The following is a 20665-nucleotide window of genomic DNA, read 5'->3' as shown; positions in this document are numbered from 1 at the left end:
GGGTCATGATGGACTTGAACCATCGACCAATGGATTAAAAGTCCACTGCTCTACCAACTGAGCTAATGACCCGCTCTGTGTGCTTACTATTTAAGTGAGCTGCGTAAATCCGCCGATTGAACCAAACTTTACCTAAATAAAGAATGGTGGGTCATGATGGACTTGAACCATCGACCAATGGATTAAAAGTCCACTGCTCTACCAACTGAGCTAATGACCCGCTCTGTGTGCTTACTATTTAAGTGAGCTGCGTAAATCCGCCGATTGAACCAAACTTTACCTAAATAAAGAATGGTGGGTCATGATGGACTTGAACCATCGACCAATGGATTAAAAGTCCACTGCTCTACCAACTGAGCTAATGACCCGCTCTTTTTGCCGCATTTTGAGTGGGGTAACCATTCGTTTGCTGCGGGCGCTTATAATACTTATTTATAAAATGAGTGCAACCGAAAATGTCTCTTTTTTTCAGTTTTTATGCCTAGGTGAGCAAAATTAAAGCGTTTGCGCTCAAACTACATGCAAATACAAGATTCGCCGAGTATTTCTATGTAGTTTGAGCTTTAAATACACCGCTTAAATGCGTCCTAATTAGCTAGACGCTCGGTTGCAAGTTTTGCAGCAGTTGTACTTGGATATTGGTTAATTAGATCACCCAATATTTTTTGTGCCTCTTGATTCAGGCCTTGCTCTTGTAAAAGCGTGCCTAACTTTAACATGGCATCTGGTCGTTTATTTGAGTTAGGAAACTCATTAACCACAACTTTAAAATGCTCACTTGCTTTTACACCATCATTTTTAATGGTCAGCAACTGCCCAAGCCAATAATGTGCATTAGAGGCATACACAGAATTAGGATAGGTTGTTAAAAATGTTTGAAACTCAGGAATAGCTTGGTCGTAACGTTTATCTTTCATTATTAGCGCTACTGCACGCTCATACGCTTCGTTTTCAGATAAGTCACTGCTATAGGTTTGTGCGTCGCTCGATTGCGTGTAATCGGTTGCAGGCGCAGCAGCGGGTTGTGTGTACGCTTGGCTTACGCGGTTTTCTATTTCTTGATAAAGCTCACGCTGGCGCTGAAGTACTTTTTCAAGTTTATAACTTTGCTCTTCAGTAACACCGCGAATTTGGCTTACTTCATCTTGAAGTAGATTAAGTTGTTGCTGTAATTCAACTTGTAATAAGTTTCGCGACTGCATCATGTTTTCTAGTGACGCTAAACGCTTCTCTATGCTCGACTGTGAACTTGCAGCTTCTGAAACAGGAGCGGGAGCAGCCAAAACTTGGGTGCTCCCGCTCAATATCATGGCTGCCAAAATAATTTTCGGCTTCATAATATCTCTTATCTTAGTAAACTAGTACCGCACGGCGGTTTTTAGCGAAAGCTGACTCAGTGCGAGATTTAACCATTGGTTTCTCTTCACCGTAGCTAACTACTGACATTTGGCTAGCAGAAACACCTAAGCTTTGCAGGTATTTTTCTACAGCTTGGCCACGGTGCTCACCTAGTGCAATGTTGTACTCAGGCGTACCGCGCTCATCAGCGTGACCTTCAATTAATACTTTTACTGAAGGGTTCTGAACTAAAAACTCAGCATGTGCACGAAGTAATTCTGCGTACTTGTTCTCAACAGTTGCTTTGTCAAAGTCAAAGTAAATAATTTGTTCTTGACGAAGCGCTTCATACTTTTGACGAAGTTGCTCTTCTGCTTGTTGTTCAGGTGAAATTGTTGCTACTTCAACTGTATCCGTGTTTGTTGATTGCTCAACTGCACTTTGATTTGATTGGTTAGCTGCGCCTTCATCAATATCTGAAGATGAGCTACAAGCGGCTAATGTCATTACTGGCACAGCGATTAGCAGGCCTTTAAGTACTTTGTTAAGTTGCATTGAGTAGATTCCTATTTTTGAGTAAACCAGCAAATATTACTGTAAATATGGCGACCAAGCTGGCGCCTTTACTTGTCCGTCTAGCACGGGTAAACGTGCTTTAAAGCGACCGTCCATCGATACCAGCGCGAGTACCTGTTTATTATTATGAAGCGTGCTATAAATGATCATCGAACCGTTTGGCGCTATGCTCGGTGATTCATCAAGGCGAGTTCGCGTTAATACTTGAAACGCGCCTGTAGCCAGCTCTTTCTTAGCAAGATGGTACTGCCCGTTGGTACGGTTAACCATCACTAATTCTTTACTGTCTGGCGTTATAGAACCCGCTAGGTTCATATCGCCGTCGAAGGTCAATCGTTGTGACCTACCAGTTCTTAAATTTAACTTATAAATCTGGGCATTACCACCCCTTTCAGATGTAAACACAATATCCTGGCCATTTGGATACCAAGATGGTTCAGTATCTATACTACGGTGGCGTGTAAGGCGTGTTTCTTTACGGGTTGCTAAATCTAAAACGTAAACTTCGGTTGCACCTGTTTTATCTTTAGAAAGCACCAATAACATTTTTTTGCCATCGGGTGAAAATTGCGGTGCACCGTTAATACCACGGTAACTAGTGATCAGCTCACGCTTACCTGAGTATAGGTCTTGAATGTAAATTTGGCTTTGGCGGTTTTCAAACGTTACATACGCAAGCTTAGTACCATCTGGTGACCAAGCTGGCGACATTAACGGCTCCTTTGAGCGCAATAATACTTGCTCGTTAAAGCCATCGTAATCGGCAACCACTAATTGGTATGGCTTAGCTTGGTCTTCACGTACGATCACATAAGCAATTTTAGTTAAAAACGCGCCTTTTTCACCGGTTAGCTTTTCATATACTACATCGCTTATGCGGTGTGAATAACGGCGAAAGCCACTTTCGCCAATTACGCTTTCGCGCGCTTCTAAAATATGATCTTGGCTTTTTACTAGTTTACCGCTGCTCATCATTTGAGTCTGGCCACCGGTAATTTGCCCACGAATAACATCAACTAATTCGTAGCGTACTAAGTAACGCCCATCAGTTTGCTGCTCTACCTCGCCTACTACAACCGCTTCTACACCTTGGTTTACCCATGCTGCGTAGTCAATGTCGCCGTCTTTATTAGGAAGCTGTGGCATTTGTGCTACATCTACCGGTTTAAACTTACCACTGCGCATTAAATCGGCAGCGATAACATCGCTCAATTTTTGTGGAATTGGGCCAACACCGTTGTATTTAAAAGGCACGATGGCAATAGGACGTGCGCCGTCTACACCTTCAGTTATTACAATTTCAAGTGCCGCATTTGCCACACCCTGAAATCCTAATAATATAACTACAAAGGCTACTTTAATTTTGCTGAACATATCATTCCTTTAAAATTCTGGCTTGATTGTTAAATTAATATTCTTAAGTTGCTCGAATACGTCTTTGTCTTTAGATACAGGTAATGTATCGGCCATGCGCACAGCTCTAAGTGCAGCTTCACACACTAGCTTATCACCCCCTAACGATTTAACTTGCGTTACTAAACCATTAAACCCAAGACGAATATTTACTCGACACTGTTGGTTTTTCATTTTTTCATCAATCAGTAAGTTTTGCTGAATGCGCGCCATAATTAAAGCACGGTACTTATCAACTTCGCTCACTACTTGCTGTTGGCGTATTTTACTACGTGCAGCCTGCTCTTTAGCAAGTTGTTCTTGTAACATTTGCTCTTGCAGTGCTTGCTGACGTTTACGCTCGGCTTCTTTTGCACGTTCTTTAGCTTCTGCTTCACGCTTTTTACGCTCTGCTTCGGCTTTTTTTAGTGCCTCTTCTTCTGCTTTGCGTTTATCTGCAGCAGCTTTAGCGGCGTTTTCAGCCTCTTGCTTTTGCTTTTCAGCTTGTTTTGCTTTAGCACGCTCTTTTTGTTCAATTTCGCGCGCTTTTTTAGCTTCAGCCTCAGCTTGTGCTTTTTCTTTCTCTTTTGCTTTGCGTTGTTGCTCTAGCTTTTTAATATTACGCGCTTCGGCTTCACGCTGTTTACGCGCATTGGCGGCTCTGCGTTCTAAGTCGCGAATGCGTTTATCTTCAGCGCGTTTTTTAGCATCTTCTTTTTTTTGTAGCTCAGCAATTTTTTGCTCAACTTGTTTTTGATCAACCGTGACCGCCGAAACCGCATTATCAGGCTCAGGAATAGCCGAATTAAGAGTCACTTCCATTACTTTAGGTGCCGGTGGGTGTATATTTGCAGTTGCCCACAAAAAGCCCCCTAAACCTAAATGTAAAAGTACTGACTTGATTATAGAACTATTCATGTTACTACTGTGTCCCCTCAAAGGATTCTGTCATTAAACCCACAGATGGTACGCCAGCATTCTTTAAAAAGTCCATTAATAACAACACTTCTTGGTAAGAAACCTTACCAGAGCCTTTAATCATTACTGGTACATCAGGGTTTTTCATTAGCTGTAGCTTAATAACCGCGGCCACATCAAGTGCTTCCATTGGCTCTTCTGGATCAGTCCCTATGCTTACATAGTACTTACCTGCCGAGTCAATTGAGGCAATAATGGGCGGCGTGTCTTTAGTATCAACTAAATCCGACTCTTCCATTTTTGGTAAATCAACTTTTACACCGTGAGTAATAAGCGGTGCTGTTGCCATAAATATAATTAGCAATACCAACATTACATCAATGTAAGGTACTACATTAATTTCTGCGACCGGACGGCGCTTCTTACGCTGATACATTCGCTTTAGCCTCTATTTGGGTAGCTGCTTGACGGTGTAAAATATTGGCAAATTCTTCCATAAAGTTGATGTAGTGTGATTCTAGTTTTTCAACTTTATTAGCAAAGCGGTTATACGCAATAACAGCCGGAATAGCCGCAAATAAGCCCATTGCCGTTGCAATAAGTGCCTCAGCAATACCTGGCGCTACCATTTGTAATGTTGCTTGCTTCACTTCACCAAGTGCAATAAAGGCATTCATAATACCCCACACCGTACCGAATAAGCCGATATATGGGCTAATTGAACCCACTGTCGCTAAAAACGATAAGCTCGATTCTAGTTTTTCGATTTCACGCGACAGTGCCACACGCATAGAGCGATGTGTACCTTCCATTACAATGCCAGCACTTTGAAAGGTGTTCTTTTTATGGCGTGCAAACTCTTTAAAGCCTGATGTAAATAACGCTTCAATACCATGAGATTGACCGCTACGTGATGAGATTTCGTTGTATAGTTTGCTTAAGTCGATACCTGACCAAAATTTTTGTTCGAATTTTTTTGCATCAGACAAGGCGTCGCTAATTGCTTTTTTGCGCTGAAAAATAATTGCCCATGACATAACAGACATTGCTACTAGCGCTAGCATTACTAACTGCACAAGCAAACTGGCTTCTAGAATTAGATCTAAAAAATTAAGCCCTGATCCCACGTTAAACTCCTAAATAATTTCAAAAAACGTCAATTTGGTTATTTTGTGTAAATAAGACCATTGTAACGGCCATAAGTTGCATCTAGTGTATCGAGTCAAGGGTTTACTGACAACGATATTGCTATGAATTGGCAACAAAAAACGTTAAACATACGCTTAATCGCTCGTTTGTTTCTAAAACGCGACTACCGCGTTTAGTAAAACACAACTTAATACTACAAAAGTGCGTAAATATACGCAGTAAACTTAATAAAACGCACCGTTTATTCATAAAAAGTGCATAAGCACGCAAAAGTAATTCAAGCCACTTTGCATGTACTAATATAACTAATACTGTAACAATACAGCTCAGACCAGTTATTTATTAATTTTCAGCCACTTATAAAATTAACGAATAATTAACGTACAAGTTTCGAACAACAAAAAAATTCATCAGATTAGTTTTTCTTATCTGAAATTTTAAATTTTCTAGTTTGAACAAAAAATGCTTATTCCGTATTATTCTCCCATACCGAGCTTACGCACTGAATGAAACATTTTTCATTAAGCCAAGTTCTTAGTAATAGGATTTTTAATCGTATTACATTGTTTTACTCTTTTTGGATAAAACCTGATTAAGTAAAACGTAGTTCCCTGGATTACTTCCTTCAACTTGTTGTTTGCCCGCATTATATGCGGGCTTTTTTTTGCCTAAATTTTACCGCCAACTTGGCATGCAATAAGTATAAATTACACAATCTGTTTAATTGCCAACGGTGTATTTACTATCTTTTTTTACCCGCTCGTATCATTAAATTATCTACTTTCAGTAAAAAGCATGTTTATAACAAGGTAAAACTTATTAACACAATTAGCGCCACGTCTAATCTCTTATGTTGCTACTGTTTTAAAGCTAACTGGTTTTAATGGTACGCAGCATAGCCACGCCAGTCTTAACGTTAAGTGAATTACAAAACGATTTTAATTTATTGGTTACATTTGCAACAAAGTGGATGAAAGCTGAGTAAGTTTTAAAAAACTATACTAATTTTCTTAATTAAGTGAGCTATGTTGAGGCTGGAAAAACGTGTTGATAGCTAGGCAAAAAATTCCTATTTAGTTGTTCTTGGCAATTGCTCCTGTACTGCTCTACCTTCTGCTTGCAGTCGTAAATGAGAGTTTTTAACACAGGTAGCGACACGTTTGCCTCGCAAAATGATTAAGTGTTATTGCAAATTGGTATTACATTTAACAGAGGAAGTAGCCCGCTACATTTACTGTAACAGGCTAAAGAGGGGTTAATCTTGTTTTGGGAGTAAACCAAAGTGATGATACGCATTGTCAGATACAATTCGCCCGCGCGGTGTGCGCTGTATAAAACCTTGTTGAATTAAAAACGGCTCAATCACATCTTCAATGGTTTCTTTTTCTTCGCCTATGGCGGCGGCTAAATTATCAAGCCCTACAGGCCCACCCATAAATTTTTCGATAATGGCAAGTAAGTATTTACGGTCCATGTAATCAAACCCGCTTTTATCTACGTCAATCATATCAAGGGCAAGCTCGGCAACGGAGGCATTTACTGTACCATCTGATTTTACTTGCGTGTAATCGCGCACACGACGTAATAAGCGGTTTGCTATACGCGGTGTGCCTCGTGAGCGTTTTGCAATTTCGGTAGCGCCATCGTCGCACATTTGTAAATCTAGGTAATGTGCAGAGCGCCCCACTATATGAGATAAGTCAGCTACCGAATAAAACTCTAAGCGCTGCACTATACCAAAACGGTCTCTTAGTGGTGAGGTAAGTGAGCCTGCGCGTGTTGTCGCGCCAATAAGCGTAAACGGCGGTAAGTCTAATTTAATAGAGCGTGCAGCGGGGCCTTCACCAATCATAATATCGAGTTGGTAATCTTCCATTGCGGGGTAAAGTATTTCTTCAACTTGTGGGCTGAGTCTGTGTATTTCATCAATAAACAGCACATCGCCTTCTTCAAGGTTGGTAAGTAATGCAGCAAGATCGCCGGCTTTTTCAAGTACTGGGCCTGAAGTGGTTTTAATACTTACATTAAGCTCATTGGCAACAATATTAGCAAGCGTGGTTTTACCTAAGCCCGGCGGGCCAAATATTAATAGATGATCCAGCGCTTCACCGCGGCTGCGCGCTGCCTCTATAAATATTTCCATTTGCTGCTTAACATGCGGCTGACCTTTGTAGTCGGCTAAAAGCTTGGGCCTTATTGCGCGGTCTATGGTGTCTTCGTTGGTTTTTTCGCTCGCGTCAATTAAACGATCAGCTTCAATCATGGGTTACTCACAACATTGATTTTAAAGATTCTTTAATAAGAACCTCAGTAGACATATCGGGTTTACTTACCGATTTTACTGCTTTTTGCGCCTGTGGCAATTTATAACCAAGCGCGACAAGTGCCGATACTGCATCGTCTGCGGCATTATTGGCAATTGTTGCATCGCTAGGAGGCTCTATAACGGCGTTATCGCTATATGGCGTAAATAAGTCGTTACCCCAATCTTTTAAGCGGTCTTTCATTTCAAGCACTAAACGCTCAGCGGTTTTTTTACCCACACCCGGTAATTTAACCAATGTTGTGGCATCTTCGTTGTTTACGCAACTAACAAATTGTTGCGCCGACATGCCCGATAAAATAGCTAAGCCTAGTTTAGGGCCCACACCATTTGCTTTTAATAGTTCTCTAAAAAGCGCGCGCTCGGTTTTATTATTAAAGCCAAATAATAGTTGTGCGTCTTCGCGTACCACAAAGTGTGTGTACACTATGGCGTTTTCGCCAATATTGGGTAAGTCGTAAAAACAGGTCATGGGCATTTGTACTTCGTAGCCTACGCCGCTTACTTCTAATAAAATTTCAGGCGGTTGCTTTTCAACTAAAGTGCCATTTAAACGGCCAATCATATTTATTTCCTTAAACGTCCTCTAACGGTTTTGCTTGCGCTACCCGCTAGTTTTATTAAATTTTGTTCTGAGTGCGCATGGCAAATTGCAATAGCAAGCGCATCGGCCGCATCGGCTTGCGGTGTGCCAGGTAATTTTAAAATATTTTTTACCATGTGTTGCACTTGCGACTTATCGGCGCCGCCATTACCTACCACGGCTTGTTTAATTTGCCGGGCTGAGTATTCAAATACGGGTAAGTCGGCCATAGAGGCTCCCACTATGGCGGCTCCTCGGGCTTGACCAAGTTTTAGCGCGGCATCCGGGTTATGCGCCATAAATACTTTTTCTATGGCAAAGGTTTCGGGGGAGAACTGCTCTATTATTTGCGTGATCCCTTGGTAGATCATTTTTAATCGTATGGGGAACTCATGCTCGGCTAATTTAATGCACCCGCTTCCTAAATAGGTAAATTTAGCACCTTGATGCGCAACCACACCATAACCGGTTAAACGCGAACCTGGGTCTATCCCTAAAATAATGGCCAAACAGCACACTCATTATTGTTATTTTTCAATAACGGTAATAATGCCAGAGCACTGTATAAATTACCAGTGGCGAGTAAAAACAAAAACGCCCGCAACTTAGTGCGGGCGTTTGGCGTTAAAAGTATAGCTTAGGCTAAAGCACGTACTAAGCCTTGGGTATTTTGTTTAAGTTTACGGGCAATCATAAAGTAGCCAAGCGCGGCTACAAACACCCCGCCCGACACAGGCCCTATTAGCCAAATTGCCGGGTGCAATTTACCGGCTAAGTCAAACATTTGCTGCTGAACTATCAGCAAGGCTACATCACTAAATAATGCGGCTACAAACCCAGCTAAGCCACCTAATAGCAAAAACTCATAAAGCGTCGCATTTTTTATTAACCGCCCTTTGGCGCCTAAAGTTCGCAGTATTACTATTTCTTGCATTCGCTCGCCAAGGCTCGCTTGCACCTGAGATATAAGCACTAATGCGCCACACAACACCACAATTGCAAGCACAAAGCCAATAGCTAACGACACCTGCTCAATGGTTGATTGTATTTGCTTAACAAAGTTATCTACATCGATGGCGGTAATGGTTGGATAAGTGCGCAGTAACTGGCTAAACGCTTTCTTTTGATCTGGCTCTATACGCACAGATGAAATATACGTTGCCGGAAAATCTTTTAGCACATCGGGGCTTAAAATAATAAAAAAGTTAGGTTTTAGCGTAGCCCAATTTACTTTACGCACACTGGTAATTTTGGCGTCAAATGATTGCGCACCAATTAAAAATGTTAAAGTGTCGCCTATTTCTACGTCTAGGCGCTCCAACATAGACTCCTCAACCGATGCCTCACCCACTGCGCCTTCGCCAAACCACTGCCCTTGCACAATTTCGTTTTGGGCTGGCACATTATCAAGCCAGGTTAGGTTAAGCTCACGGCCAATGCCTGAGCGCGCTTCTTCATCTTTTTTCTCGTTATCTTGCAACGACACTTTACGCGCAACAAGCTCGCCATTTACCGCATTTACTCGCCCACGAATGGTTGGATAAAAATCCGAAACTAAAATATCGTTCTCTGCTAGGTAATTATTTACAGGCTCTAGTTCGTTTTGCGTAATATTAACTAAAAATGCATTAGGTGCATCGGCGGGTAATTGAGACTGCCAATCTGAGATCATGTCATTTTTAAGCACAATCAAAAACAATAGCAATTTTATCGCCAATGAAAAGCTAATAAGCTGCACCGCATTTACGTTGGCACGCTTTTGTATAGAAGCAATAGCTAACGACCAACTATTGCCTGGTTTTAAACCTAATTTACGACCACCGCCAAATATTAGTTTTGAAATAACAAACAAAACCGCAATCAAAGCAAGCGTAGAGACAAATAAAATAAGCGTTATTTTAATGTTATTACTAAATAACCACATTAATAAAAACACCGTAAGCGCGCTTAAACCTAAGTGCACACGGCTTACCGCTAGTCTGTCGCCTAAATTACGGCGTAATACTCTAAGCGGTGGAATATCAAATAAATCAAGCAGTGGCTTAATAGAGAACATAACCGCACATATAACACCTGTGCTAATAGCCACCAGCCAAGGTTTAAACCCGGCGGCAGGTAAGCTCATATCCATGCTTTTTGCTAAATAACCAGTGGCTATTTCTTGTAAACTGTAGCCTATGGCTAAACCCACAATAACCGCTAAAGCACACACCATGAGTAAGTGCATAAAATATATTTTACGAATTAATGCACGGCTTCCGCCAAGTGTTTTCATCATTGCTACGGGGTCGTATTGGCGCTCACAATAACGCTTTGCAGACACAGCAATAGCAACCGTAGCCAAAATAATGCCCAGCAAACCGGCCAGTAATAAAAAACTTTCTGCACGGTTTAAGCTATTTGATATGGGCGACTGCCTATCTTTTACGCCATACCAACGTTGATTTTCAGCCATTTGCGGCTTTAACCATTCATAAAACCGCGTTATATCTGATTCATCGCCTGCATAGAGTTGGCGATAATTTACTCGGCTGCCAGGTTGAATAACCTCAGTTTTTGCAACATCAGCAATATTTATAAGCACTCTGCGGCTGCTCGAAAATACATTAAACGGCGCATCTGGCTCTTCAACCACCACTTTTTCTACATTAAATACTGCTGCGCCTAGCTCTACTTGGCTGCCAATATCAATATTTAAGCTGTAAAAAACCGATTCACTTAGCCACACATTGCCAGGCTTTGGGCCGCCCTGCGCTACTTGTGTTTCGCCAAGCAACGATGATTTTACTTTTAACTCGCCTTTTAACGGGTATTCGTTAGATGCCGCTTTTACCGAGGTAAATTGCATCTCGTCGTTGGCAAATAACATGGTATCAAAGTAGATCATTTGCGCAGTTTGTAAGTTTTCTTGTTTGGCTTTGCTAATAAACGCCGTATCTAGCTCATGGGCGCTTGCCAGTACTCTATCTGCGGCAATAAACGCGCTACTTTTTTGCGCTATGCTTTGTGCTATTCGCTCAGTGACCATAGACAGTGTAAGCACCGTTAATACCGCCAGCGCAATGGCGGCACTAATTACCGTAAGTTCGCCGCGGCGAAATTCACGCGCAAATAATTTAAGTGCTAACTTAGCCCACATTCGCTACGTCCTCTTTTGAGTTTTTAACTAAGCAGCCCGCTTCAATTTGTACAATATGCTGGCACTTTTGCGCGAGTGCTTCATCGTGAGTTACTAAAATTAGCGTTGTGCCGTGCTGCTGGTTTAAATCAAATAATAGTGACTCCACCATTTTGCCGTTTTTACTGTCTAAATTTGCAGAAGGCTCATCGGCAAATAAAATTTTAGGTGTGCCTATAAAGGCACGGGCAATGGCTACACGTTGCTGCTCACCACCAGAGAGTTGCGATGGGTAATGATCAATACGATGGCTCAGCCCCACTTTTTCTAATAGGGCAAGAGCTTGCTCTTTGGCATCGCTTTCGCCAGCAAGCTCTGCCGGCAGCATCACGTTTTCAAGTGCGGTTAAGCTTTGTACCAACATAAAAGATTGAAATACAAAACCTACTTTTTCAGCACGCAATGCCGCGCGTTGCTCTTCATCTAATTTATGTAGCGGCTCGCCATCAAGGGTAATTTCACCACTGCTGGCGGTATCTAGCCCCGCTAATAAACTTAATAACGTGGATTTTCCTGAGCCAGAGGTGCCAACAATAGCTACTGACTCGCCATGCTTGACATTAAAGCTGATGTCGCTGAGGATGGGCAACTCACCTTCGAAGGTAGAAACTACTTTAGACAAACCATTTACTTGAATAATATTTAATTGAGAAAGCGCTGACATATGACTCATTCAATCCTACGTTTTGTATTCGTTTTATTTTTAGTTATCAAACCACTTAGTGCGGCGGCCGACAACACGATTTTAATACTTGGAGACAGTTTAAGTGCAGCCTATGGGCTTAAACAAGAGCAAGGCTGGGTTAAATTGTTACAAGATAAATACGATGCAGAGCAGCGTAATATAGAGCTAATTAATGCCAGTATTAGTGGCGAAACTACCGGTGGCGCTTTACGCAGGCTAGATGCCTTACTGGCGCAATACCAACCAAGCCATGTACTTATTGAGCTTGGTGCTAATGATGGATTGCGTGGTTTTCCGGTAACAAAAATGCAGGCCAACTTAACGGATTTAATCGAAAAAAGCCAAGCTGAAAATGCCATGGTCGCGTTAATGGAAATTTATATTCCCCCTAATTACGGGCCGCGTTACAGTAAAATGTTCACTGACAGTTTTACACAAGTAAGTGAAAAAACAAATGCTCATTTACTTAACTTTTTTATGCTTAATGTGGCAGATAAGCCAAACTTAATGCAAAGGGATCAATTACATCCAAATAAAGAAGCACAACCGCTGATACGCGATGAAATGTATGACTCGATCAACCAATGGCTAAATAAAGATTAGCCCGCCTTGTTCTTTGGTGGCTTAACATGCGCTGGCGCCGGATGCTCGCTAAGGGCGATACGCCCTTAGCTTAAAGTTTTTTAGCTCATTTGCACAATAAACACGCAAACAAACAATCACTTATTGATTTTTAATAAAATATACGTACTATTGCAAACAACGTCGGTATGTAGCGCAGCTTGGTAGCGCACTGTCATGGGGTGTCAGGGGTCGCAGGTTCAAATCCTGCCATACCGACCATTTAACCTCTTTTTATTTCTTTTTCACTGTCATTTTTCTGTATAACCTTGTATACCTAGCATTAAATACTGTGTGTTTAAGGATGACTTATGAAAAAGCGTATTGTGTTTCCTCTGCTTTTATCTCTTTTTATTTCAAGCTTTGCGTTTGCCCAAGGTAGTTTTCGACTTAAAAACGGAAATCTATTAAGTGTGGGTAAAACTAAATCTGACATTGTAGCTGTAGTGGGCGCACCACTTTATAAAGATGTGCTTAATGAAGCTGTTGATATTGGTAATGGCGACAAATTAGTTAAAACAGAAGAGTTTACTTATAAACTAAAAGGTTCAATTGGTGGGATGTACATTGTATTGATCCGTTTTGAAAATAATATTGTGACCAGTATTAGTTCAAAACAAGTCGACAGGCTTTAAATATTTTAGAGTTAGTTTTAAGCAGTTAAAAGCGCCATACGGCGCTTTTTAGTTTTTATTAGTGTGTACGCCCTACACCATTACGCACCATGTCTTTACCGTTTTCAAATACCTCGGCTGTTATGCCACGCGCCAGTAATAACTGTTGTTTGTCGTCAAATACTGCAACAAAATGGCTGCCGTCTTTATTGCTTGTAGCCATACCTACACCCGATACACCTTTTAAGCCTAAGCCGCCGTTTTCTACCATTACTAAAAAGTTCTCTAGCTCTGCTAGGTTGTCGATTATGTCGTGCTCGTTATTCATAAATTGCTCTTTGTAAAATCTGCTTGGTTAATGCCTATTCGCAAAACGTAACCACTAAATTAAGCGAATAGGTATAAATTACTTGGGCGCTATTTTATAGCCGATTAAAATAAACATAAACCTTTGTATCGGGCTATTAAGTATATTTAGTACTAGCGCTTAAGGTTAAAAGCGCTCTACATTCAGTGACAAATTACTTAATGCGCAACCATACGGCTGGGTATTAATGCGGTAATAATCCGTATTTTTTGTGGCAGTTAAATTTATTAAAAGGTCATCTTGTTGCCCTACCGCACTTTGCTCTTGGCTTAGGCACATTGCTTGCGTAAGCGAGCGTAGTTTTGAATCGGTTAAAATATTGGCAAAACGCTGCACCGGTAAAGGCGGTATTTTAACAGGCGCTAATGCTTGGCTAATGGTCCGCTCGCTAAGTTTAAACCCAGCATTAGTAATATCTATTACACTGCGAGCAGGCCAGTACGAGTAGTTATAGCTGCTTGCTTTTTGTTGCGTACTTAAATGCGCAACGCCACTTTGCCCTATTACGGTCATTAAATTTCCTTTGTTGGATTTAATAACAACAAGGGCTGTGTTTTCATCAATACCAAAACCGTGCTTAATATCACCGTTATTTTGCTTTGCGGTATTTAATGTACTCGTTAAGTTTAGCGTTTGATTTTGCTCACTAAAGCGGGTACTGAGTGGCCCATAGGTAAACGTGTTTAACCCGTTAAGTGCATTAGGCTGTGGGGCAAGCTTTGCTTTTAATACCGTTTCGCTTTGGTGCTGTGAGAGATAGATGTTTTCGCTTTGTATTTTGCTTCCTGCACCTAGCCCTACAATAACAGGGCGAGTTTTAAGCGCATTCGTCCAGGGGTAGGCAGTATTATTTTCATCATACAGTGCTTTTAAAGCATTTTTAGCCGTGCCGTCGCTAAATAAAACACCGGTGCTGGTGTTTATTAAATTAACTAACGCCTCAACCCCATTATTACAAAGTGTTTGCTCAGCCTTTGTGAGCTCGGGGTATACATTGCTGCGATTATACAGGTTCATTTGTGAGTGACGCAGCGCCGGTAAATCACTACAGGTATTGTTAGTAATTGCTTTAGCAAGTGCAGGTGTAAGCGGCAACCATTGGCTGGTTACACCTTTTGGTAAAAGCGTTTTAAGCGCCTCTACCTGTGCGTATGGGTCGCGCTGGGCTGCGCTAATAATTAATAAGGTGGGTGTTGGGTTAGCAACCTTTAAGCTCCCCGCTATAAATTGCAATATGCCGTTGCTTGGTGGCTCAGCTTTTGGGGTGGTGTTTGCATGAGGTTGTTCGAGCATATCAAACACAAAGTTAAACTCTTGCTTTGTTAGGCTATTGAGTTGCTCGTTGTTTATATCTCGCCATTGCCAAAGCAGCTCACTTTTAGAGACTGCGTTTGCATTTTTACTACTAAGAGCACGTAAGGTATTTAAAACATTTGCTTGGTTATTTGAATTGTTAGTGGGCCAATTTAAATTTATTTGCTCAAGGTTAGCATTGGTTACTTTAAACACACTTTGTGACTTTGAGTTATTTTGCGTATTGCAACTTTGCGCCGTATTAGCACTGCAACTATTAATGGTACTACCGGCTAAAATAAGGGTTTGATCTTGCTGCTGGGCAGCCCCTTTAAATGAAAATAAAGTAAATAAAACGAATATAAAGCTCACTCGCTTAGTAAAAAAAGCACGGGTACGCATAACGCTCTCAAAAATGATCTAAATAGGCGTTAAGTTTAACAGCATGTAATGGCAGGCTAAATAGTAAATGTGGGTTTCAATGATTGCGACACATGGCATTAGTGTATAAAGCAAGTTTGCCTGCTAGTTAAAAAAGCGCGATGTGCGTTTTACGCAGCCAATACTCTTACATTTAACCATTAATCTTACTTATTAAGCTTACTCTGTTTTACAAACAAATTAGAGGCTATATCAATAGGGTAATTATCGTTTATTAGCTCGCTAATAAATTCAGAACACGCAGATGGCGGAGCAATTAAATAGCTTTTATGCTTAGCGCGCGTGATCCCTACGTACAATAAACGTCGCTCCTCTGAATGATTAAAGGTATCTTGTGCGGGCAATAATGCCTCAACAAGTAAATTGCCCGGATTATTGCTTGGAAAACCTAACTTGCCTTGCTCAAAACCTATAATAATACAGTAATCAGCCTCGAGTCCTTTTGAGCCATGCAGTGTCCAAAAATGCAGTGGGTTAGCAAAGTTGTTACCTGCTAAATGCTGCTCTACCTCATTAAGCATAAACCGATAACGGCTCAATACGGCAATACTGGCTGTGTTATTATTTTTATTAATTGTGGCTATGATTTGCTGCACTTTTAGTGCTACTGACTTTTTACCTTGGTGTAAATCGTCAAGTAACACAACTTGAGGGGTGCTTACTTGCGTATGTGTGGTTATGTGCTTTTTATATTGTTCAGGGTTTTGCATTACAAAGCGCCCCGCTACCTCACTAATACTGTTGTTATATCTAAACGTTTTTTGCAATAACGTGAGTGAATGACTGCCTATTAAATCGTTAAACTGCGTGGTGAGCGCCAAATTACCGCCCGAAAACCGATAAATAGCCTGCCAATCATCGCCAACCGCAGTAAAACAAGGTTGCGGACCACTCTTTATTAAAGTATTTAAAAACGCCATGCGTGCGCATGAAATATCTTGAAATTCATCAACTAAAATATGGCGCCAAGGTACACTTACCTCCCCCAATTTAACCGCCTGAGCTGCGCTTGCAATCATGTCGTCAAAATCAATAGCATCTTGCTCTTTTAATTTTTCGTAGTATGCACGCTGCATTGCCACCAATAATGTTGCATAACTTTTATGATTAATAATGCCACTTTTAGCTATTCGCGCTGCTATTTGAGCGTTAGATAGTTGCTCACCCCGTATTGCGCTTAGGCAGTTTAAGTACTTATTTATATTTTGCTTTAACAGCCCTGTCGCAGATAAACGCTCGTACACTGCGTGGTTATCTACGGGGTTAATGTGTACTTTATGTTTTTGTAGTTGTGCTTTTAAACGCTGCTCAAGCTGACCTTCTTGCCAGTTATAATGAAATGTTTGTACCAACGCATGACCCTGTTTTTTATGGTGCGCGCGTACATATTTAATATGCTCGCTATTGTGTAAGTTAGGTGCATGCTGCACTGAATTACCTTGCCTATCTGTCACAAAATGCGCCAAGTAAACCTGGTGCTGTGGCAAGTAAAAATCGGCGGTGCCATCATTTTGGTAAGTGTGTTCAATACCATACATATAAAGCCAGTTGGCAACTAATAAGTGCTGATAACTGCTTACTTTTATCCCCGATAAGGTGTGATAGGTTTGTGCTTTTAAGGCGGTTTTAGTTGCGGTTCTAGTTTCGGTATTGAGGCTATCAGTAGGTTCATACAGTGTCTCAACAAAAGTTTTACAAAAACGTGAGTCTGTTTTTAGGGTATTACTAAGCCACTGTGTAAACCATTGATTAAGCGCCATAGCATCGTTTGCAAAAGGCGATAAGCTACGTGTTTTATTAGCGCTTTGCAGTAACTTAAGCCCCAGCGCATGAAAGGTTAAAATAGTAGGCGGCGTAACGTTTAAGTTTGCTTGCTGCGCCCTTAAATTAAAGCGTTGATTTAATTCGTTTGCCGCATTTTTATTATAAGCAAGTATCAATATTTGCTCGGGCTTTACACCACCGTGGGCAATTAAATCCAAGGCCTTTGCAACCATTACTGAGGTTTTGCCAGTGCCTGCGGCCGCTAGCACTAAATTTTTGTCGTTATTGCGTATAACAGCAAGGCGTTGATCGTGTGTAAGCGGGTTTGATTCAACCACATTATAGAAGTCGGCTCTTGCCGTTAGTGCTTTTTGCTCATAACTTTTACGTAGCTGCTCTGTGGCATGCGCTACTGTTGGTGAGCTACTTAAAATAGTTAAAAACTTAATATTAATGGCCGATAAATGCTGCTGCCATAGTGCAGGTATTGCGCCGTACTGCTGTACCAGTGAAAACACCGCCGATTTTAATAACGGCACGTTTGAGTCGCGAAGATACTCGTTTGTTGCATAACGTTTTACAAGCGTTTTTGCTGTATTCACTTTTTCTTCTAGGTGATTGGCAAAAACGCTGTTTAGCTGCTCACTAAGCGTTTGAGCCTGCTGTTTATTTAAAAAGCTAATTACCGTTTTTTTATTATGGTTGAGGGTTATTTTCCCGCTAAACAGGCCTTTTTTAAATTGTGTAAAATTAGTAAAGTCGCTAATTAAATAGGCGCGTGAAGTAGTATTTTTAAAATGTATAACGAGTGAACTTTGCTTAATAGTAACGGTGTTAATACGCGTAAAAAAACGTCCTAACCAGCTTGGAGTGGCAATAAACTGCGCCATAAAACCTTGAATAAACTAAAATTAAAAATAAATTTTATCACAGTTTAAACGCCAAGGCGCGCCCCGCCTTAAAAGTGGCTGCGTGGTTAACCAAAGCAAGTACAAGCAGGCCTTATAAAGACCCCATAGGCTGTGTACATTGGGTGTTTAAACTGCGCTAAACACCTCCTAAAACAATCAACTCGTCTTAAGTATTTACTCTAAACAGGTGTTTATATTAGTTTAATTTTTCAGCTTAAATATTGAACAAATCACTGTATTAGTTTAATGTGAAGCTTTCATTAAACGAGAAATAATATGGATTTAACTAAGGAAGAGTTAAGTTTTATTTCGTCTGTTGTAGGCAGTAACAAGGACAATACAAACGATAACTCGCAGCTTAGCTTAAAAACGGCTTTGCCAGATACACTAAAAGGTTTGTTGTCTCACGCTAAATTAACCATGTTAGCTGAGGTGGGCCATTATCAGTTGTGGTTTCCGCTTGAGTTTAAGCTCAACGATGACGGCTACTTAAACCCCGTACTGAGTGCGCCTGAGGTAATAGATACCGAAGGTGTAGACAGAAGCTGGCGTTATTCAGACCTGCATTTACAAAGCGAGCGCTTTTATGTGCTTTCGCTCTCAAGCAGTGGCGTGCTATTAAAGCCGCGCGATCATCGCTATAGCCTTACCCACGCGCAACATATTACGTTTAAACTACCCAATAAGAAAAAAGTCACTCTGCTTATAGATTTAGTCCGTAAAACTAATTTAGGCTATGCCGCAAAAATTGTCAGTATCAAAAGTGGTAAAGAGGCATTACGTGAGTATTTATTTGAAAAACATAAACGTGAAAACGCCACCTTGTACGAAAACACGGCAGGTGTAACTGAGCATTTCTAGTTGCAGGCCGTTAATTGCAGCGATAAGCTAACGCCTTTATAAAGCGACAAGTTAAAGGCACACAATGAGCGACACTTTATACCCAATTGGTACCCCTAATAAACCATGGAACGACAGTGATAAAGCAGCATGGTTACAACTTCAACAAAAAAAGCGCGATTATAACCAGCTCGTAGTAAGTAAAATTACCCAGCCTAATGAGTTCTTAGATGTAGAGCAGTACGGCGAATTAAATTATTCGCCGCTTAGCTTTGCACTTTATTTATTTAAAAGTAAAAATTGGCAAAGTGATCGCCCTACCGTGTTAATTACTGGGGGTGTGCACGGCTACGAAACAAGTGGCGTTATGGGTGCGCTGGCATTTGCTCAAACCGCTGTTGCACCTTATACAACGCGTTTTAACTTTATTATAGCACCTTGTATTAGCCCGTGGGGTTTTGAAACCATAAACCGCTGGAACCCAGAAGCTATTGATCCAAATCGCTCTTTTTACGATAACAGCCCTGCTCAAGAATCTGCAGCTATTATGAAATATGTAGCCTCGCTAAACACTGAGTTAGTTGCGCATATTGATCTGCACGAAACCACAGACACAGACAACAGTGAATTTAGACCTGCTTTGGCGGCTCGCGATGGTAAAATTAACACCAACTGGAACATACCAGATGGTTTTTATTTAGTGGCTGATAGCAAAAAACCAGCACCTGAGTTTCAAAAAGCCATTTTAAATAGTGTTGAGAAGGTGACGCACATTGCCCCCAGTGATGAAAACAATCAATTAATTGGTGTACCGCAGGAACAATTTGGCGTTATCAATTACGCAGCACGCGAATTGGGCTTATGCATGGGCTTTACCAATGCCCCTTATGTAACGACAACCGAAGTATACCCAGATAGCCCAACTGCCTCAGATGAGCAGTGTACTCAAGCGCAAGTTGCTGTTATTACCGGCGCGTTAGATTATTTAAAGTCGCTTTAGGGGCTTTAAATACCCATGTGCAATAATACGTAATCATTTTTTGGGGCTAAACGTGTCGCTACCTTCGTTAAAAAACTTTCATTTAAGACTGCATGGATGCAGAAGGGAGAGCAATGCAGGAGCAATTGCCAAGAACAACTGAATAGCGGATTTTTTGACAAGCTATCAACACGTTTTTCTAGCCTCAAGATAGCTAACTTAATTATGCAAATTGGTATAAGTTATAAACTAATTGAAATTAGGAACCTACGATGAAGTATAAAAATAAGCATGCTGAGGTAACTTTATCCGTTGAGGGCAATATAGTTATTGCCCAATTTAGCGGAAATTTAGACCTAGAGCTATTGGCCAACTTTAAAACTGCCCTTTTTGATACAGTGGCTGAATTTGAAGGTAAGCAATGGGGTTACATAAGCGACTCATCGTGTGTACTTGCAGCTACGCCCGATGCAGAGCAAGAAATGGTCGCCATAAGCACACATATGCAGCACACTAACTGCTTGATAAGTGCATTTGTCCTCACTTCCCCTATTGCTATAAGCCAAATGCAGCGAATAATGCAAAACGCTAAACGCGATGTAGATTTTAACCAATGTTTATTTGATAACCTAGATGCTGCAAAACGTTTTATTTCATCGCAATTAAATAATGGCGTGAGCTAATTTTAGCCCA

General features: G+C 41.1%; 19 protein-coding genes and 4 tRNA genes. 6 read left to right on the top strand and 17 right to left on the bottom strand.

Going from position 1 to position 20665, the window contains the following annotated elements; genetic code table 11:
- From MTF68_RS00200 to MTF68_RS00135, 14 genes are all read right to left on the bottom strand, one after another.
- Nucleotides 1-72 (bottom strand) — tRNA-Lys (locus MTF68_RS00200).
- Nucleotides 73-144: 72 nt separating this feature from the next.
- A tRNA-Lys gene (locus tag MTF68_RS00195) sits at nt 145-220 on the bottom strand.
- A gap of 72 nt (nt 221-292) precedes the next feature.
- Nucleotides 293-368: transfer RNA gene (locus tag MTF68_RS00190), tRNA-Lys, on the bottom strand.
- A gap of 219 nt (nt 369-587) precedes the next feature.
- Entirely contained in the window at nt 588-1337 is a 750-nt protein-coding gene (gene ybgF / locus MTF68_RS00185) for a tol-pal system protein YbgF (protein ID WP_004587278.1), read from the bottom strand.
- A 13-nt stretch (nt 1338-1350) separates the two neighbouring features.
- Nucleotides 1351-1893, bottom strand: a complete 543-nt coding sequence (gene pal, locus MTF68_RS00180) for a peptidoglycan-associated lipoprotein Pal (protein ID WP_004587277.1) — start codon at nt 1891-1893, stop codon at nt 1351-1353.
- A 36-nt stretch (nt 1894-1929) separates the two neighbouring features.
- Nucleotides 1930-3288 carry a Tol-Pal system beta propeller repeat protein TolB gene (gene tolB, locus MTF68_RS00175; protein ID WP_248461289.1) on the bottom strand — a complete coding sequence of 453 codons (1359 nt, stop codon included), beginning with the start codon at nt 3286-3288 and terminating at the stop codon, nt 1930-1932.
- A gap of 9 nt (nt 3289-3297) precedes the next feature.
- Nucleotides 3298-4224, bottom strand: coding sequence for a cell envelope integrity protein TolA (gene tolA, locus MTF68_RS00170; protein ID WP_024032176.1), 927 nt, complete (start codon nt 4222-4224; stop codon nt 3298-3300).
- Nucleotides 4225-4228: 4 nt separating this feature from the next.
- On the bottom strand, nt 4229-4660 hold the full coding sequence (tolR, locus tag MTF68_RS00165; protein ID WP_004587274.1) for a protein TolR: 432 nt from the start codon (nt 4658-4660) through the stop codon (nt 4229-4231).
- On the bottom strand, nt 4647-5351 hold the full coding sequence (tolQ, locus tag MTF68_RS00160; RefSeq protein ID WP_004587273.1) for a protein TolQ: 705 nt from the start codon (nt 5349-5351) through the stop codon (nt 4647-4649). Before tolQ ends, tolR begins: the two co-directional genes overlap by 14 nt.
- A 1277-nt stretch (nt 5352-6628) precedes the next feature.
- Nucleotides 6629-7636 (bottom strand): Holliday junction branch migration DNA helicase RuvB, encoded by a 1008-nt coding sequence (ruvB, locus tag MTF68_RS00155; RefSeq protein WP_004587272.1) that lies wholly within the window; start codon nt 7634-7636, stop codon nt 6629-6631.
- Nucleotides 7637-7643: 7 nt separating this feature from the next.
- Nucleotides 7644-8261, bottom strand: coding sequence for a Holliday junction branch migration protein RuvA (ruvA, locus tag MTF68_RS00150; RefSeq protein ID WP_004587271.1), 618 nt, complete (start codon nt 8259-8261; stop codon nt 7644-7646).
- Nucleotides 8262-8263: 2 nt separating this feature from the next.
- Nucleotides 8264-8788 carry a crossover junction endodeoxyribonuclease RuvC gene (gene ruvC, locus MTF68_RS00145; RefSeq protein ID WP_004587270.1) on the bottom strand — a complete coding sequence of 175 codons (525 nt, stop codon included), beginning with the start codon at nt 8786-8788 and terminating at the stop codon, nt 8264-8266.
- Nucleotides 8789-8916: 128 nt separating this feature from the next.
- Complete coding sequence (locus tag MTF68_RS00140) at nt 8917-11418, bottom strand: FtsX-like permease family protein (RefSeq protein ID WP_248461288.1); 2502 nt, start codon at nt 11416-11418, stop codon at nt 8917-8919.
- Entirely contained in the window at nt 11408-12121 is a 714-nt protein-coding gene (locus MTF68_RS00135) for an ABC transporter ATP-binding protein (protein WP_004587268.1), read from the bottom strand. Before MTF68_RS00135 ends, MTF68_RS00140 begins: the two co-directional genes overlap by 11 nt.
- Between MTF68_RS00135 and MTF68_RS00130 the strand changes: the two genes are divergently transcribed.
- The 3 genes from MTF68_RS00130 to MTF68_RS00120 all read left to right on the top strand — a co-directional run bounded on the left by MTF68_RS00130 (nt 12122) and on the right by MTF68_RS00120 (nt 13398).
- A complete protein-coding gene (locus MTF68_RS00130) occupies nt 12122-12745 on the top strand; it encodes an arylesterase (RefSeq protein ID WP_024032180.1) in 624 nt (207 codons plus the stop codon).
- A 163-nt stretch (nt 12746-12908) separates the two neighbouring features.
- A tRNA-Pro gene (locus MTF68_RS00125) sits at nt 12909-12985 on the top strand.
- A gap of 89 nt (nt 12986-13074) precedes the next feature.
- Entirely contained in the window at nt 13075-13398 is a 324-nt protein-coding gene (locus MTF68_RS00120) for a DUF2845 domain-containing protein (RefSeq protein ID WP_054983647.1), read from the top strand.
- 58 nt (nt 13399-13456) lie between these two features.
- Here MTF68_RS00120 and MTF68_RS00115 read toward each other — a convergent pair whose 3' ends face one another.
- The 3 genes from MTF68_RS00115 to MTF68_RS00105 form a co-directional block, all read right to left on the bottom strand.
- Complete coding sequence (locus MTF68_RS00115) at nt 13457-13705, bottom strand: hypothetical protein (protein WP_004587250.1); 249 nt, start codon at nt 13703-13705, stop codon at nt 13457-13459.
- A 165-nt stretch (nt 13706-13870) separates the two neighbouring features.
- A complete protein-coding gene (locus MTF68_RS00110) occupies nt 13871-15439 on the bottom strand; it encodes a cyanophycinase (protein WP_248461287.1) in 1569 nt (522 codons plus the stop codon).
- Nucleotides 15440-15624: 185 nt separating this feature from the next.
- Nucleotides 15625-18132, bottom strand: a complete 2508-nt coding sequence (locus MTF68_RS00105; protein ID WP_248461286.1) for a UvrD-helicase domain-containing protein — start codon at nt 18130-18132, stop codon at nt 15625-15627.
- A gap of 297 nt (nt 18133-18429) precedes the next feature.
- Between MTF68_RS00105 and MTF68_RS00100 the strand changes: the two genes are divergently transcribed.
- The 3 genes from MTF68_RS00100 (at nt 18430) to MTF68_RS00090 (ending at nt 20655) form a co-directional block, all read left to right on the top strand.
- Nucleotides 18430-19014: a hypothetical protein gene (locus MTF68_RS00100; RefSeq protein ID WP_024032189.1), complete on the top strand. Its 585-nt coding sequence runs from the start codon at nt 18430-18432 to the stop codon at nt 19012-19014.
- Between the two features lie 64 nt (nt 19015-19078).
- The gene (locus MTF68_RS00095; protein ID WP_024032190.1) at nt 19079-19993 is read left to right on the top strand and encodes a M14 family metallocarboxypeptidase; all 915 of its coding nucleotides are present in this window, start codon (nt 19079-19081) and stop codon (nt 19991-19993) included.
- A 251-nt stretch (nt 19994-20244) separates the two neighbouring features.
- Nucleotides 20245-20655 carry a hypothetical protein gene (locus MTF68_RS00090; protein WP_054983642.1) on the top strand — a complete coding sequence of 137 codons (411 nt, stop codon included), beginning with the start codon at nt 20245-20247 and terminating at the stop codon, nt 20653-20655.
- Nucleotides 20656-20665 lie beyond the last annotated feature (10 nt).

It is taken from the genome of Pseudoalteromonas sp. 2CM37A (assembly GCF_023161885.1).
GTDB lineage: Bacteria > Pseudomonadota > Gammaproteobacteria > Enterobacterales > Alteromonadaceae > Pseudoalteromonas > Pseudoalteromonas atlantica.
The sequence above is the reverse complement of the archived record's forward strand: the minus strand, read 5'-3'. Positions and strand labels throughout refer to the sequence as shown.